The sequence below is a fragment of the Actinophytocola sp. genome (genome assembly GCF_036378875.1).
In the GTDB taxonomy this organism is placed as follows: Bacteria; Actinomycetota; Actinomycetes; order Mycobacteriales; family Pseudonocardiaceae; genus Actinophytocola.
The window spans coordinates 56,344-69,897 of the sequence record NZ_DASUVO010000015.1 but is presented as its reverse complement, the minus strand read 5'-3'; the positions used below and the strand labels follow the sequence as shown (position 1 = coordinate 69,897).

At 69.7% G+C, this 13,554-nt stretch carries 15 protein-coding genes; 9 read left to right on the top strand and 6 right to left on the bottom strand.

From position 1 onward, the window contains the following. Positions 1–16 precede the first annotated feature (16 nt). The gene (locus VF106_RS04295; RefSeq protein ID WP_330838219.1) at positions 17–559 is read left to right on the top strand and encodes a LysR family transcriptional regulator; all 543 of its coding nucleotides are present in this window, start codon (positions 17–19) and stop codon (positions 557–559) included. Positions 560–728: 169 nt separating this feature from the next. Continuing rightward, positions 729–899, top strand: a complete 171-nt coding sequence (locus tag VF106_RS04290) for a type 2 periplasmic-binding domain-containing protein (RefSeq protein WP_330838218.1) — start codon at positions 729–731, stop codon at positions 897–899. 61 nt (positions 900–960) lie between these two features. Here the strand turns inward: VF106_RS04290 and VF106_RS04285 are convergent, their stop codons facing one another. Continuing rightward, positions 961–1,902, bottom strand: coding sequence for an aldo/keto reductase (locus VF106_RS04285; RefSeq protein WP_330838217.1), 942 nt, complete (start codon positions 1,900–1,902; stop codon positions 961–963). 46 nt (positions 1,903–1,948) lie between these two features. On the opposite strand from VF106_RS04285, the gene pdxR reads away from it, so the two are divergent. Next, positions 1,949–3,349, top strand: coding sequence for a MocR-like pyridoxine biosynthesis transcription factor PdxR (gene pdxR / locus VF106_RS04280; RefSeq protein ID WP_330838216.1), 1,401 nt, complete (start codon positions 1,949–1,951; stop codon positions 3,347–3,349). A gap of 109 nt (positions 3,350–3,458) precedes the next feature. Then, entirely contained in the window at positions 3,459–4,277 is an 819-nt protein-coding gene (locus VF106_RS04275; RefSeq protein WP_330838215.1) for a class I SAM-dependent methyltransferase, read from the top strand. A 4-nt stretch (positions 4,278–4,281) separates the two neighbouring features. Here the strand turns inward: VF106_RS04275 and efeB are convergent, their stop codons facing one another. The 3 genes from efeB to efeU are packed head-to-tail and all read right to left on the bottom strand — an operon-like array spanning position 4,282 to position 7,510. Continuing rightward, the gene (efeB, locus tag VF106_RS04270; protein WP_330838214.1) at positions 4,282–5,538 is read right to left on the bottom strand and encodes an iron uptake transporter deferrochelatase/peroxidase subunit; all 1,257 of its coding nucleotides are present in this window, start codon (positions 5,536–5,538) and stop codon (positions 4,282–4,284) included. Then, positions 5,535–6,659, bottom strand: a complete 1,125-nt coding sequence (gene efeO / locus VF106_RS04265; protein WP_330838213.1) for an iron uptake system protein EfeO — start codon at positions 6,657–6,659, stop codon at positions 5,535–5,537. The genes efeB and efeO overlap by 4 nt, the downstream gene beginning before the upstream one ends. Then, on the bottom strand, positions 6,656–7,510 hold the full coding sequence (gene efeU, locus VF106_RS04260) for an iron uptake transporter permease EfeU (RefSeq protein ID WP_330838212.1): 855 nt from the start codon (positions 7,508–7,510) through the stop codon (positions 6,656–6,658). The genes efeO and efeU overlap by 4 nt, the downstream gene beginning before the upstream one ends. A 214-nt stretch (positions 7,511–7,724) precedes the next feature. On the opposite strand from efeU, the gene VF106_RS04255 reads away from it, so the two are divergent. Beyond that, on the top strand, positions 7,725–8,507 hold the full coding sequence (locus VF106_RS04255; RefSeq protein WP_330838211.1) for a lytic transglycosylase domain-containing protein: 783 nt from the start codon (positions 7,725–7,727) through the stop codon (positions 8,505–8,507). Here the strand turns inward: VF106_RS04255 and VF106_RS04250 are convergent. Then, positions 8,504–8,890, bottom strand: a complete 387-nt coding sequence (locus VF106_RS04250) for a tetratricopeptide repeat protein (protein ID WP_330838210.1) — start codon at positions 8,888–8,890, stop codon at positions 8,504–8,506. The two genes, VF106_RS04255 and VF106_RS04250, sit on opposite strands and share 4 nt — an antisense overlap. A gap of 145 nt (positions 8,891–9,035) precedes the next feature. Here VF106_RS04250 and eno point away from each other — a divergent pair, with 145 nt between their 5' ends. The 4 genes from eno (at position 9,036) to VF106_RS04230 (ending at position 12,721) form a co-directional block, all read left to right on the top strand. After that, positions 9,036–10,322, top strand: coding sequence for a phosphopyruvate hydratase (eno, locus tag VF106_RS04245; RefSeq protein WP_330838209.1), 1,287 nt, complete (start codon positions 9,036–9,038; stop codon positions 10,320–10,322). 3 nt (positions 10,323–10,325) lie between these two features. Next, the gene (locus VF106_RS04240) at positions 10,326–10,850 is read left to right on the top strand and encodes an FtsB family cell division protein (RefSeq protein ID WP_330838208.1); all 525 of its coding nucleotides are present in this window, start codon (positions 10,326–10,328) and stop codon (positions 10,848–10,850) included. Beyond that, positions 10,847–11,326, top strand: a complete 480-nt coding sequence (locus VF106_RS04235; protein ID WP_330838207.1) for a DUF501 domain-containing protein — start codon at positions 10,847–10,849, stop codon at positions 11,324–11,326. The genes VF106_RS04240 and VF106_RS04235 overlap by 4 nt, the downstream gene beginning before the upstream one ends. A gap of 201 nt (positions 11,327–11,527) precedes the next feature. After that, positions 11,528–12,721: a lytic transglycosylase domain-containing protein gene (locus tag VF106_RS04230; RefSeq protein ID WP_330838206.1), complete on the top strand. Its 1,194-nt coding sequence runs from the start codon at positions 11,528–11,530 to the stop codon at positions 12,719–12,721. A gap of 61 nt (positions 12,722–12,782) precedes the next feature. Here VF106_RS04230 and VF106_RS04225 read toward each other — a convergent pair whose 3' ends face one another. Then, positions 12,783–13,547, bottom strand: a complete 765-nt coding sequence (locus tag VF106_RS04225; RefSeq protein ID WP_330838205.1) for an oxidoreductase — start codon at positions 13,545–13,547, stop codon at positions 12,783–12,785. Positions 13,548–13,554 lie beyond the last annotated feature (7 nt).

Sequence of the window (13,554 nt, the reverse complement as noted above, 5' to 3'; positions counted from 1 at the left end):
CAACGATGGGGGTCATGTGCTGGAACGTGTCGAGATCGAGGTGTTGCTCACGCTCGCCGAGGAGCTGCACTTCGGCCGCACGGCGGAACGGTTGCGGCTGTCCACCGGTCAGGTCAGCCGGATACTGAAACGCTTGGAAAGACAGATCGGGGCGGCCCTCTTCACCCGTACCAGTCGGGTCGTCGCTCTCACCGAGATCGGCGGGAGGCTCGTCGACGACGTCAAGCCGCACATCGAGGGCGTTGAGGCGGCGGTGCGGTGCGCCAAGGAGGCCGCGCGAGGGGTCGGCGGCACTCTGCGGGCCGCGTTCCTCGGCGCAGCCGCCGGCCAACTCCTGATCAAGGCGGTGGCGCTGTTCAGCAACCGGTACCCCGACTGTGAAGTGCACATCCACGAAGCTCAGGTGCATGACGCGCGGCAACGCCTGGCCAGTCGCGCGGTGGACGTTTTGATCACCGCGTTGCCCGTACGGGGAGTCGAGGTGGGGCCGGTGTTGCTTTCCGACCGCAACTCCTCGCCGTTCCCTCCGGCGACCGACTGGCCAAGTGCACCGAAGTGACCAGCGAAGTGCTGGCCGACCACCCGGTCGTCCAGATGCCCGACACCTTTCCGGAGGAGACCAGGCTGTACCGCGTCCCGCAGACGACGCCCAGCGGCCGCCCGGTGCGGCACGGCCTGGGGGCGGACACCTTCCCCGAAATCCTGGCCCTGGTCGCCGCGGGAAAGGCGTGTTCCCGGTCGGTGAGCACGCGGCGCGCTTCTACCCGCGACCCGACATCACCTACATCCCGATTTCGGACGCCCCGCCGGTGCAATGGGCCCCGATCTGGCTGGAGAACAACAAAGCCGACCTGGTGCGAGCATTCGTCGCCTGCGCCGGCGAGGCGACGATGAACTGATCAGGACAAGACCTCGCACTCGCACCCGTTCAAGCGAGGCGGCTGCGTCCATCGGGGCAGGTCACGTCGCGGAGGCCAGGCGTTCGCGTTGTTCGGCGGTCAGTTCCAGCGACACGCCGGCGATCGCTTCGTCCAGCTGCTCGACCGTGCTGACGCCGACGATCGGGGTGACGGCCGGGTTGCCACCGGTCAGCCATGCCAGCACCACTCGGTTGCGGTTCGTGCCGGTCTCGGCGGCGACCTCGTCGAGCACCGCGAGGCGGTGGGTCGTGCCGGAGTGGTCGTACTCCGCCGGCAGCGGCTTGTCCGCGCGGGTGTAGCGGCCGCTCAGCAACGGTGTGTACGCCCACAGCGCCATGTCGGGGTGGTGCTCCAGGTAGTGGAGCACTTCGTCGGTGACCGCGCCGAAGCGGTGCACCACCGTGGGTTGGGTCGCGGGGCGTGGTTGCAGGTAGGTGTGGTGCTGCTGCACCGCGGTGAAGCCGACGCCGCCGCCTGCCTTGGCGAGCTGACGTGCCCGCTCGACCTGCCAGGTGGGGTAGTTGGAGCAGCCAAGGCGACCGACCGTGCCCGCGGACACGAGCTCGTCGAAGGCGGCGACGGTCTCGTCCAGCGGCGTGACGGGATCGGGCTTGTGCGCCCAGTACAGCTCGACGTGGTCCGTGCCGAGCCGGGTGAGGCTGCCCTCGATCCCGCTCTTGATGACCGCGGCCGAGAGGCCTTCGGCCGACTCCGGGAACTGGCCGGCAACCGTCGGCTCGCAGCCCACCTTGGTGCTGATCCTGACGCGGTCGCGGACGCCGGGGCGGCGCGCCAGCCAGCGGCCGAGCAACGCTTCGCTCTTCCCGCCGAAGCCGGTCGGGTCCTCCCAGAACGCGTAGCAGTTGGCGGTGTCGATCCAGACGCCGCCGGCGTCCACGAAACGGTCCAGGAGCTCGAACGACCGGCGCTCCTCCGTGACCGTGCCGAACAGCATGGCGCCCAGTGCCAGGTTCTCAATCATGTCTGCCACGGTAGGCGGATTCGGATCGGCACTACGCTCCAATCCTGTGGCAGTTTCCCATACCAATTCGGCGTGGGCGACGCTGCTGGACGTCGGCTCCGCGGAGCGCGGACGCCGGCACGATCGCCTGGCTCGGGCGTTGCGTGCCGCGATTCGGGACGGTCGGCTGGCGGAAGGCGCGGCCGTGCCACCGAGCCGAGCACTCGCCGAGGAACTGGGCTGCTCCCGTTGGGTCGTCACGGAGGCGTACGGACAGCTCATCGCCGAGGGCTACCTCTCCGCGCGGGTGGGTTCCGCCACCCGTGTCTCGTGGTCCCCGGACACCGCGCCGGCACCGCCGCGTGTGCGGAGCGCCCTTGTACCGCAACCGATCCGGTACGACCTCGCACCCGGTTTGCCTGATCTGCGGGCGTTTCCGCGCCGCCGCTGGGCGGACGCGGTTCGGGCCGTCATCGGCTCGGCCGTGCACTACGACCTCGGCCTGCCTGACCCTGCCGGGCACCCGGTGCTGCGCACCACCGTCGCGCAGTACCTGCGGCGCTCGCGTGGCGCGGATCCGCAGGCCGTGTTCGTGAGCGCGGGTGTCACCGACGGGCTGGTGCGTACCTGCCGAGCACTGCATGCGGACGGGATCACCGACCTGGCCGTCGAGGACCCGAGGTGGGCACGGCTGTGGGACGCCGCGGCGAGCACCGGCCTGCGTGTGCACCCGGTTCCCGTGGACCAGGACGGACTTCGTGTCGACGATCTCGCGCGCACGCCGGCCCGGGCGGTCCTTGTCGGTGCCGCACACCAGTTCCCGACGGGCACGGTGTTGTCCCCGGAACGCCGGGCACGTCTGGTTCGCTGGGCCCGGAAGGTGGACGGCTTCGTCATCGAGGACGACTACGACGCCGAGTTCCGCTACGACCACCACCCGGTCGCCGTCGTGCAGGGCATGGCGCCGAACCGGGTCTTCCTCCTCGGCACCGTCAGCAAAACGCTGTCACCGGCACTCGGCCTCGGTTGGCTGGTCGCGCCGGCCGGGCTGACGCAGGCGCTTCGAGCAGCGAACCCCGTCGCCGCCGCGCCGCCCGTGCTGGACCAACTCGCGCTCGCCACCTTCATCGACCGCGGTTGGTACGACGCGCACCTGCGCGCGGCGCGGCGACGGTTCCGGGCACGCCGGGATCTGCTGGTCCGAACTCTCGGTGCGGAGGTGCCGGAGGGCCGGGTCGCCGGGACCGCCGCCGGGCTGCACATCCTGCTCCACCTACCCGACGGCACCGACACACGCGGGGCGGTGCGGACCGCGGCCGTCGCCGGACTTCGGTTGGCGGACCTGGACGACTACCGCGCGACGCCCTCGGCGGAACGTGCGCTCGTCCTCGGGTACGGCAACATCAGCGATCCGGAGATTCCGCCGGCCGTCGCGCTGCTGCGCGACGTGTTACGCGAGCGGCCTTGACGAGGCACCTTCGGGTGTTCTTTTCCTTACCCGACAGACGTCGGTGGACGGGTGCGGCGTTTTGTGGCTTTATGGGACCGTGCGCGGATTCGAGCCTGAAGTCGAGCGGATGATGCTGGCAAACCAGGCCAACTGGGACCATCGGACGCCGGTTCACCTCGCCAGCTCGTTCTACGGCGTTGACGGTTCGCGGGATCCCGACACGTGGTTCGCCGACTACGAATGGCCTGATCTGGGGGAGTTGCGGGATGTCGATCTCCTGCATCTCCAGTGTCATCTCGGGGTGGAGACCATCGCGCTCGCTCGACGTGGGGCACGGGTGGTCGGCGTGGACATCTCGGGGGAGTCCGTTACCCAGGCCCGTTCCGTGGCCACCCGGTTCGGGGTGGATATCGAATACGTGCAGGCCAACGTCTACGACGCGGTCGAGGCACTCGACGGGCGGACCTTCGACCGGATCTACACGGGAAAAGGCGCTGTGTGCTATCTACCCGACCTCCCGGCCTGGGCCGATGTCGTCGCTCGGTTGCTGCGACCCGGCGGATTCCTTTACCTGATCGAGTTTCACCCCCTGCTCTACTCGCTCGGTGTCGTGCCGCCCAAGGATGGCAGTGAGGAACTGTTGCTGCGTAACGACTATCTCGGCGGTCGGGGAGCCGAGGAGCGGGATTCCACCTACACCTACACCGACGGGCCGCCCCTCGCCGACGCGCGGGTCTCCTACGAGTGGAAGCACGAGGTCGGGGAGGTCGTCACCGCGCTCGTCGGAGCAGGGCTGGGCATCGACGTCCTTCGGGAGTCGCCAGCTCTTCCCTGGCCTCGGTGGTCCGGGATGGTTCGGGGGGACGACGGGTGGTTCCGGTTGCCCGACTCGATGCCGCGGATTCCGCTGCTCTACGCCGTGGCCGCCCGCAAGCCGGCCGCGTGAAGAGTCAGGCGAAGAGTGTCTCGCCCCAGTAGCCGCCCTTCGACACACCCGGGGGGACCGCGAACAGTCCAGAACCCGTGTGTTCCAGGTACTCCATCATGTCGTCCTTCGCCGACAACGCCTGTTGCATCGGGACGAACTGCTTGCGGGAGTCCTTGTTGAAGCAGATGAAGAACAAGCCCGCGTCCAGATGCCCAAGGCCGTCCGAGCCGTCGATGAAGTTGTAGCCCCGCCGCAGGATCCTCGCGCCGCCAAGGGACTCCGGTGAGGCCAGGCGGATGTGGGCGATCTCCCCGATCACGGGGATACCGCCCTCGCCGCGCACGTGGAGGTCCGGCTTGTCGAACTCCGCCACCTGGCCGAGTGGGGCGCCCGTCCCCTTGGTGCGGCCGACGATCGCTTCCTGCTCCAGCAGCGGGGTTCGGTCCCAGATCTCGATGTGCATGCGGATGCGGCGGGCCACCAGGTAGCTGCCGTCCACCAGCCAGTCCGGCCCGTCGGACTTCGACACCCACACGTGTTCGTTCAGGGCGGCCTCGTCCTCGGCCTTCACGTTTCTCGTCCCGTCCTTGAAGCCGAACAGGTTGCGCGGGGTCACCTGTGCCTTCGACGTGGACGACGTGCGGCCGAAGCCGAGCTGTGACCAGCGGACGGCCACCTTGCCGAAGCCGATTCGCACCAGGTTGCGGATCGCGTGCACCGCCACCTGGGGGTCGTTCGCGCAGGCCTGCAGGCAGATGTCGCCGTCGGAGCGGGCCGGGTCCAGGTCGTCTCCCGGGAACGCGGGCAGCTGCTCCAGCGCGGCAGGCAGCTTGTCCGCCAGACCGAAGCGGGTGTCGAACAGGGACTTGCCGAAACCAATGGTCAGGGTGAGGGCCGACGCGGGGAGGTCCAGCGCCTCGCCGGTGTCGGCCGGCGCCGCCTCCGGCACGCCACCCACGGCACCGTCCGGCTTCGCCTCAAGGCCCTTCGTCATGCGTTCCGCCGCCACGGTCCAGTCCTTCAGCAGCTGGACCAGTTCGGCGCGGTCCGACGTGCGGACGTCCAGTGCAACGAAGTGCATGCGGTCCTGCGCGGGCGTGATGATCCCGGCCTGGTGGCGGCCGTGGAACGGCACAGCCCCCGCCGCACCCGACGTCGGCGTCACCGGGGCGTCGTCGGACAGTGCCTCGGTCGCCAGCACACCCGCGGCCGCACCAACACCGGCCACCGCCGCGCCGGCGCCGACCGCGCCAAGGAGCCTGCGTCGGGAAAGTGTCACTTCGCCACCACCTCGGCTACCTGGCTGACCGGCTCGCCGAGAGCGTCCACCGCTTCGGCCATCTCCTTGATGTCGGCCTCGGTCAGCTCCGTGTACAGCTTGAATCCGTCACCAACGCGGTGCTTCTCCAGCACGGCGTCGACCGCGGCGAACTGCTTGTCCAGGGTGGTCAGCAGCTCCGCGTCCCGCTCCTCGATCACCGGGCGCAGCGCGTTGACCGCCGCCTGCGAGCCGTCGACGTTGGAGCGGAAGTCCCACAGGTCCGTGTGCGAGTAGCGGTCCTCCTCGCCGGTGATCTTGCCGGTGGCCACCTCGTCCAGCAGTTCCTTGGCGCCGTTCGCCAGCTGCAGCGGGGTCAGCTCGACCGTCTTGGCGCGGCCGGCCAGGTCCTCGATGTCCGACATCAGCTGGTCGGCGATCGCGTTCGAGTCCGGCTGCAGGCCCGACACCCACAGGTCCTTCTCCAGCCGGTGGTAGCCGGTGAACTCCATCCCTTCCTCGATCACGTCCTCGCGGCCGTCGATCTTCGGGTCGATGTCGCCGAAGCTCTCCGCGACGGGCTCGATGCGCTCCCAGTAGATGCGGGCGACGGGGAACAGGGCCTTCGCCTCGTCGACCTTGCCGGCCTTGACCGCCTCGACGAACTCCTTCGTCTTGTCCACCAGCGCGACCGACTGCGAGTTCACGTACCGCTGGTAGCTCTGCGTCGCCTCGGCCAGCTTCTCGTCGGTGTCCACGGCCTTCTGCGCGTCGCCGGTCACCGTGAAGTCGCCTCGGATGCCCTTGCCCTGCATGCCCGGCTTGCACGCGGTCTCGTACTTCCCACCCTCGGACACCTCGACGATCAGCCGCCGCGTCAGGCCGGGCGTGATGTTCTCGACCTCGCCCATGATCCGGTCGCCCTCGGCGTACAGGTAGAACTCGGTGACCCGGCTGCCCTTGTTCGTCACCTCGAACGTGATCGTGCCCGCCGCGGCCGAGTTTTTCGCCACCTCGCAGGCGCTGTCGTTCGCCGACACGGCGATCGCGCCGCCGGACTCCTCGGACGGGGTCTGGGTGCCACAGGCGGCAAGCACCAGGACGGCACCGACGACGCTCGCACGGGCGGGGATCGAACTCACGACTGCTCCTTGGCGGCAACTGGGGTGGGGGTGGCGGCCGCGGGGGTCTGCTTGCGCGGCCACACGAAGATGGTCAGCACGACCGTGACGTAGAGGACCCACACGACGGCCTGGAGGACCGTGGTCTGGGCGGAGTAGTTGAGGAGGCCCTTGAGCAGCGCGCCGTACCAGGAGTCCTCCGGCATCGGGCCGGACAGGTCGAACGCGAGCGTGGACAGGCCCGGCAGGACACGCGCCTCCTGCAGGTCGTGCAGGCCGTAGCCGAGGATGCCGGCCGCCACGAACACCAGCAGCACACCCGTGTACGTGAAGAACTTTCCGAGGTCGAACCGGATGGCGCCGCGGTAGATCAGCCAGCCGAGCACCACGGCGACGGCGATGCCGATGATGAAGCCGATCAGCGGTTGGTGCGTGCCCGCCTCCGCGGTGCGGACGTTGGCGTAGAAGAACGCCATCGTCTCCAGGCCCTCGCGGCCGACCGCGAGGCACGCCATGACCGCGACCGCCACCGGACCGATCGCCAGCGCGTCGGACAGCTTGCCCCGCAGCTCGGCCGCGATCGTGCGTGCCGTCGAGCGCATCCAGAAGATCATCCACGTGACGAAGCCGACGGCCATGATCGACAGTGAGCCGCCCACGATCTCCTGCTGCTCGAACGGCAGCTCACCGATCGTGTACGCGACGACCGTGCCGATGAGGACGCAGACGAGCAGCGCGATGCCCACGCCGGCCCACACCCACTTGAGCGCCGAGCGCTGGTCCGACTTGACCAGGAAGGCGATGAGGATGCTGACGACCAGAGCGGCCTCGAGCCCCTCGCGCAGCCCGATCAGCGCACTGCTGAACAGCACACTTCCTCCCCGATTTGGTTTGCCTAACCTTCCGGAACATAGGTATGCCTAGCCTCAGATGTCCAGTCGCACAAAACCGCCGTGACCAAAACGCGTTGCAAGATGCCCGGATTCATACGTTTGTCCAGGTCAGAACGGGATGATCCGCCGGATAGCGGACGTTTTCGGCGCGCGTGAGCCTCGCCACCCCCGCGCCGTACGTAGCCTGGAGGACGTGTCCCTCCCCGTCGCGAGACCCAGGCCCGAACCGCCACGCCGCCGCAGGCTGGGCGGAGTGATCGTGTTCGTGGCCGCTCTCGTCGCCGGAGTGGTGGTCGTGGTGGTCGGGACGAACCAGCCGGATCCGGTGGCGAGGTTCGAGGTGCCGCACCTGGACGTGGCACCCGGCGCCGCCGTGCCGACCGCCCACGCGATCGAGTCCGGGGCCGACAGCGTGACGGCGTGGGCAGAGCGCCTCGCGGAGAAGACGCAGGTGCCGGCGCGGAGCCTGGTGGCCTACGCCAACGCGGAGATCGCGACCAGGCAGACCGACCCCAGCTGCGGGATCACCTGGGCGACGCTCGCCGGGGTGGGCCGGGTCGAGTCGCACCACGGTCGCTACAACGGCACCAGCATCGGCGCGGACGGCGTGCTGACCCCGCCGATCATCGGCGTGCCCCTGGACGGTTCCCCCGGCGTGCGGGCCGTGCCCGACACCGAGGGCGGGCGCCTCGACGGCGATCCCCAATGGGACCGGGCCGTCGGCGCCATGCAGTTCCTGCCGGCCACCTGGGCCCGCTGGGGTGTCCGGGCCAACGGCGACGGCGCCCCGCCCGACCCGCAGAACATGGACGACGCCGCCCTGAGCGCCGCCGCGTACCTGTGTGCCCGGGGTGGCGACCTGGCGAGTGCAGAGGGTTGGTGGAAGGCCGTGCTGGCATACAACCGCTCGGTCGCCTACGGCCGGAACGTCTTCAGCGGCGCCGACGCCTACGCGAAGGCAGCGGCGAAGCTCTAGCGGTCGCGTTCCACCGAGAGGCGTGCGCTGACCTCGCCCAGTGCCTCCTGGTAGGCCGGGTCCGGGTGCATGGCGACCGCCAGCCGCAGCTGTGTCTGCGCCTCGGTGAGGCGGCTCATCCGCTGCAGGGTCTTGCCGAGCGCGAACAGCGCGTAGTGGTCGGTCGGGTCGAGCTCGATCACCCGCCGAAAAGCCATCTCGGCCCGCCTGAGCTGGGCCGAGATGAGGTACGCGCGACCGGCGAGCAGGTGTACCGACGACTTGTCCGGCTCCGCGTCGAGGACCGGGGCCAGCTCAGCCAGGGCGTCCAGGGGCCGGCGTTGTGCCACCAGCGACTCGGCGCGGCGGAACGCCTCGAAAGTGTCCTGGGCGTCTCCGGTCATGGTGTCGTCAACGCTACCGGGACGACGGGTGTTCCAGAAGATCCACGAGGGTGAGAGTGCGTTCGTAGCGAGCCTCCGACGAGGGCCTCCGGGGGCTATGTACGCTCGTTGGCGAGTCATCCCTGAACCGGTTGAGGAGCAGCACGTGGCGGTAATCGAGCAGGTTGGTGCGCGTGAGATCTTGGACTCGCGCGGTAACCCCACCGTCGAGGTGGAGGTTGCACTCGACGACGGCACGCTGGCTCGCGCGGCGGTGCCCTCCGGTGCCTCCACGGGCGAGCACGAGGCCGTCGAGCTGCGGGACGGGGATGCCAAGCGCTACTCGGGCAAGGGCGTCGAGAAGGCCGTCTCAGCGGTGCTCGACGAGATCGGGCCGGAGCTGAACGGCGTCGACGCGGTCGACCAGCGGATCGTCGACCAGAAGCTCGTCGACCTGGACGGCACGACGGACAAGTCGCGGCTCGGCGCGAACGCCATCCTGGGTGTCTCACTCGCCGTCGCGAAGGCGGCCGCGGAGTCCAGCGGGCTGGAGCTGTTCCGGTACATCGGTGGCCCGAACGCGCACGTGCTGCCCGTGCCGATGCTGAACATCCTCAACGGCGGCGCCCACGCCGACTCGGACGTGGACATCCAGGAGTTCATGATCGCGCCGATCGGCGCCGAGTCCTTCCGCGAGGCGCTGCGCTGGGGCGCCGAGGTCTACCACTCGCTCAAGTCGGTGCTGAAGAGCCGCAAGCTCTCGACCGGCCTCGGTGACGAGGGCGGCTTCGCGCCGAACCTGCCCAGCAACCGCGACGCGCTCGACCTGATCGTCACCGCCATCGAGAAGGCCGGCTACACGGTCGGCCGGGACATCGCGCTGGCGCTGGACGTGGCGGCCACCGAGTTCTTCTCCGACGGCACGTACGTGTTCGAGGGCACCAAGCGCAGCGCGGAGCAGATGACCGCGTACTACACGGAGCTGCTCGACTCCTACCCGATGGTGTCGATCGAGGACCCGCTGTCCGAGGACGACTGGGACGGCTGGGTGCGGCTCACCGACGAGATCGGCGAGCGCGTGCAGATCGTCGGCGACGACCTGTTCGTCACCAACCCGGAGCGGCTCGAGGAGGGCATCGCCCGCCGGGCGGCCAACGCGCTGCTGGTCAAGGTCAACCAGATCGGCACGCTGTCCGAGACCCTCGACGCGGTCAACCTCGCCACCTCGTACGGCTACCGCAGCATGATGAGCCACCGTTCCGGCGAGACCGAGGACACCACGATCGCCGACCTGGCCGTCGCCACCGGCGTCGGGCAGATCAAGTCGGGTGCCCCGGCCCGCGGCGAGCGGACCGCCAAGTACAACCAGCTGCTGCGCATCGAGGAGATCCTCGGCGACGCCGCGCGGTACGCCGGCGACCTCGCGTTCCCCAGGTTCAACCCGGAGAGCTAGCCCATGGCCGACCGCGAGCCATTACGGGAGCCAGAACGGCGGCGCACCACCGGTGGCCGGCGACCGCAGAGCGTGCGCCGGCCCCGGGACGGACGGCCCGCCCGCCCGGTGTTCCCGGGCCGCTCGGCACGCGGCAGGACGGTCCGCGCGGCCGCCGCCTTCGGGTTGTCGACCACCCGGCGGGCGGCGGTGTTCGCGATCGTGGTGTGCGCGCTCGCGCTGTCGGTCGCGGTGCCGCTGCGGACCTATCTCGGGCAGCGGGACGACGTGGCGCTGGAGGAACAGCGGCAGGCCGAGCTGCGTGCTCAGGTCGAGGCGCTCGAGGAGCGCAAGGCACAGCTGGACGACCCGGCGCAGGTCGAGGCGGAGGCCAGGCGCCGGTTGCGGTACGTGATGCCGGGGGAGACCCCGTACATGGTGGAGCTGCCGGGTGACACGGGCGGCGACACGGACGCGGAGCCCGCACAGGGCAAGGTGAAGGACGAGTCGTGGTACCAGCTGCTGTGGAACGCGGTGTCGGACAAGTGACGGTCACTGAAGCGGACCGGGCCGCGGTCGCCGACCAGCTGGGTCGGCCGCCGAGGGCCATCCGAGCGGTCGCGTACCGCTGCCCGAGCGGGCATCCAGCCGTGATCCAGACGTCGCCGCGGCTGGACGACGGCACCCCGTTCCCCACGCTGTACTACCTCACCTGTCCTCGGCTGACCTCGCTCACGAGCCGGCTCGAGGCGAGCGGGTTGATGAAGGAGATGACCGAGCGGCTCGCGGACGACGAGGAGCTGGCGGCCGTCTACCTTGCCGCGCACCGGTCCTATCTCGCGGAGCGGGACGCGATCGAGCCGCTCGGCACCGACGTGAGCGCGGGTGGCATGCCTGGCCGCGTGAAGTGCCTGCACGTCCACGTGGCCCACGCGCTGGCCGTCGGCCCGGGCGTGAACCCGTTCGGGGACGAGGCGGTCGAGCTGCTCAGGGCCGATTGGCCCACCGGCGACTGCTCCCGCTAACTGGTAAACGGCAAGTTTCCCGCACGAAAGGCCTTGTCCCCCCAAAGGTCCACCTGCGTCGGGTATATCCCTGTCTGTCATACGAACGGTCACGACTTGACGGTCGGTTGACCCCTTTCTTGTGATAGTGGTTCGTGAGACGGTGGCTATCGGCACACAGGGCGGAACGGACGGCGACCTGTCCGGAAGGGGTCAGGACTGGTGAGTGCGGCGAACGGAAGATCAGCCGAGCGGCGGCTACGGCGGCGACGCCGGAAGCTCGCGGCGGCAACCAGCACGGTGTTGCTGGTAGCGGCGGCGGTCGCGGGAGAGCCGATCAGTCTTGCGGCCAGTTCCACCCAGGTCGCGGGTGGCGTCGGCGGCGGGCTGAAGGGCATGACCGACCCGAGCAAGGTCGGTGCCTCTGGTCGGATGAACGAAGACGACAAGATCGGCGACTACCTGCTCGACAACGCCGATGATCCGGACGACCTGCTGAAACTGGGCGGCGACGGGCCGACCGACGATCAACTGGGCATCCCCGCGTCGATGTACGACGCGTACCAGTCGGCGGCGGACACGCTGGCGACGACGCAGCCCAACTGCAACCTGGACTGGTCGCTGCTCGCGAGCATCGGCCGCATCGAGTCCAACCACGCGCGTGGTGGCAAGGTCAACGAGAACGGCGACACGGTGCCGCAGATCCTCGGGCCGGTGCTCAACGGCGGTGGCTTCGCGGCCATCCGCGACTCGGACGGTGGCCGGTACGACGGCGACAACCGCTGGGACCGCGCGGTCGGCGCCATGCAGTTCATCCCGTCGACGTGGTCGGCCTACAAGGCCGACGGCAACGGCGACGGCGAGATGAGTCCCCACAACGTGTTCGACGCGACCGTGGCGGCCGGCAAGTACCTGTGCTCCGGCGGTCTCGACATGTCGAACCCGCAGGACCGCGCGGCCGCGGTGTTCCGCTACAACCACTCGGACAGCTACGTGGCGACGGTCCTCCTGTGGGCGGACGCGTACGCGGACGGCGTCACCCCGCTCGAGGACGACTTCGTGCCGTCGGAGGACGACTTCGACGCGCTCGGCCCGCCGTCGGTCGGCAACAACCCACCGCCGCCCGTCGTGCCGCAGAACCCGCAGAACCCACAGCAGCCGCCGCCACCAGCGCCGCCCGGCACGTCGCCGGACGGCGGCCCGACGTCGTCCACGACGACGCCACCCACGTCGATCTCGCCGACCCTGACAAACCAACCGGGGCCGACCTCGACACCGTGCATCCCGCCGATCCCGACCACCACCAGCCCGACCACCACGGAGCCGACGCCGACCACCTCGAGCGAGACTCCGCCGTCGGAGCCGACGTCGTCCACGACGACACCACCCACGACGACGAGCCCGACCTGCTCCTGATCGTCGCGCACGAAGCCTGACCGATCGGGCGGTCCAGAACAGGGCCGCCCGATCAGTCGTGTCAGGCCGTCTTGTGCATGCCGCCGTCGATGATGTGGTCCGCGCCCGTGATGTAGGCGGCGCGGTCCGAGGCGAGGAAGGCCACCAGGTCGGCCACCTCGGCCGGCTCGCCGACCCGGCCCGCGGGGATCGACATCATCTCCGGGATGGCGCGGTCCATCACGTCCTCGACGGTGGTGGACAGCTGCTCGGCGAACAGCCGCGCGAAGCCGTCCTCCGCCGTCCACATCGGGGTGCGCACCGGGCCAGGGGACACCGTGTTCACCCGGATCGCCGGCGCGAGCTCCTCAGCCAGCGCCGTGCCGAAGTTCGTCAGTGCCGCCTTGGCCGCACTGTACGGAGCGATCATGCCGGCCGGCTTCCGTGCGTTCAGCGAGCCGACGTTCACGATCGAGCCGCCCTCTGGCATGTGCGGGACCGCCGCCCGGACGGTGCGGACCGTCGAGAAGAACGTCACCTCGAAGATCCGCTGCCACACCTCGTCGGTGAACGCCAGCACCCCGGCCGCCGGCTCGCTCGCGCCCACGTTGTTGACCAGCACGTCGATACCGCCCAGCACGTCGACGGCCGCGGCGACCAGTGACTCCGGGCCGGTCGGCGTCGCCAGGTCCGCCTCGACCACGGTGACCCCGTCGATGTCGACGGCCGACCGCGCGCCGGCGACGACCGAGACACCTTCTGCCGCAAGCGTTTGTGCGATGGCAAGGCCAATGCCCTTGGTACCGCCCGTGACCAGGGCGGTCTTGCCCTTCAGGTTGAGATCCATGACAACC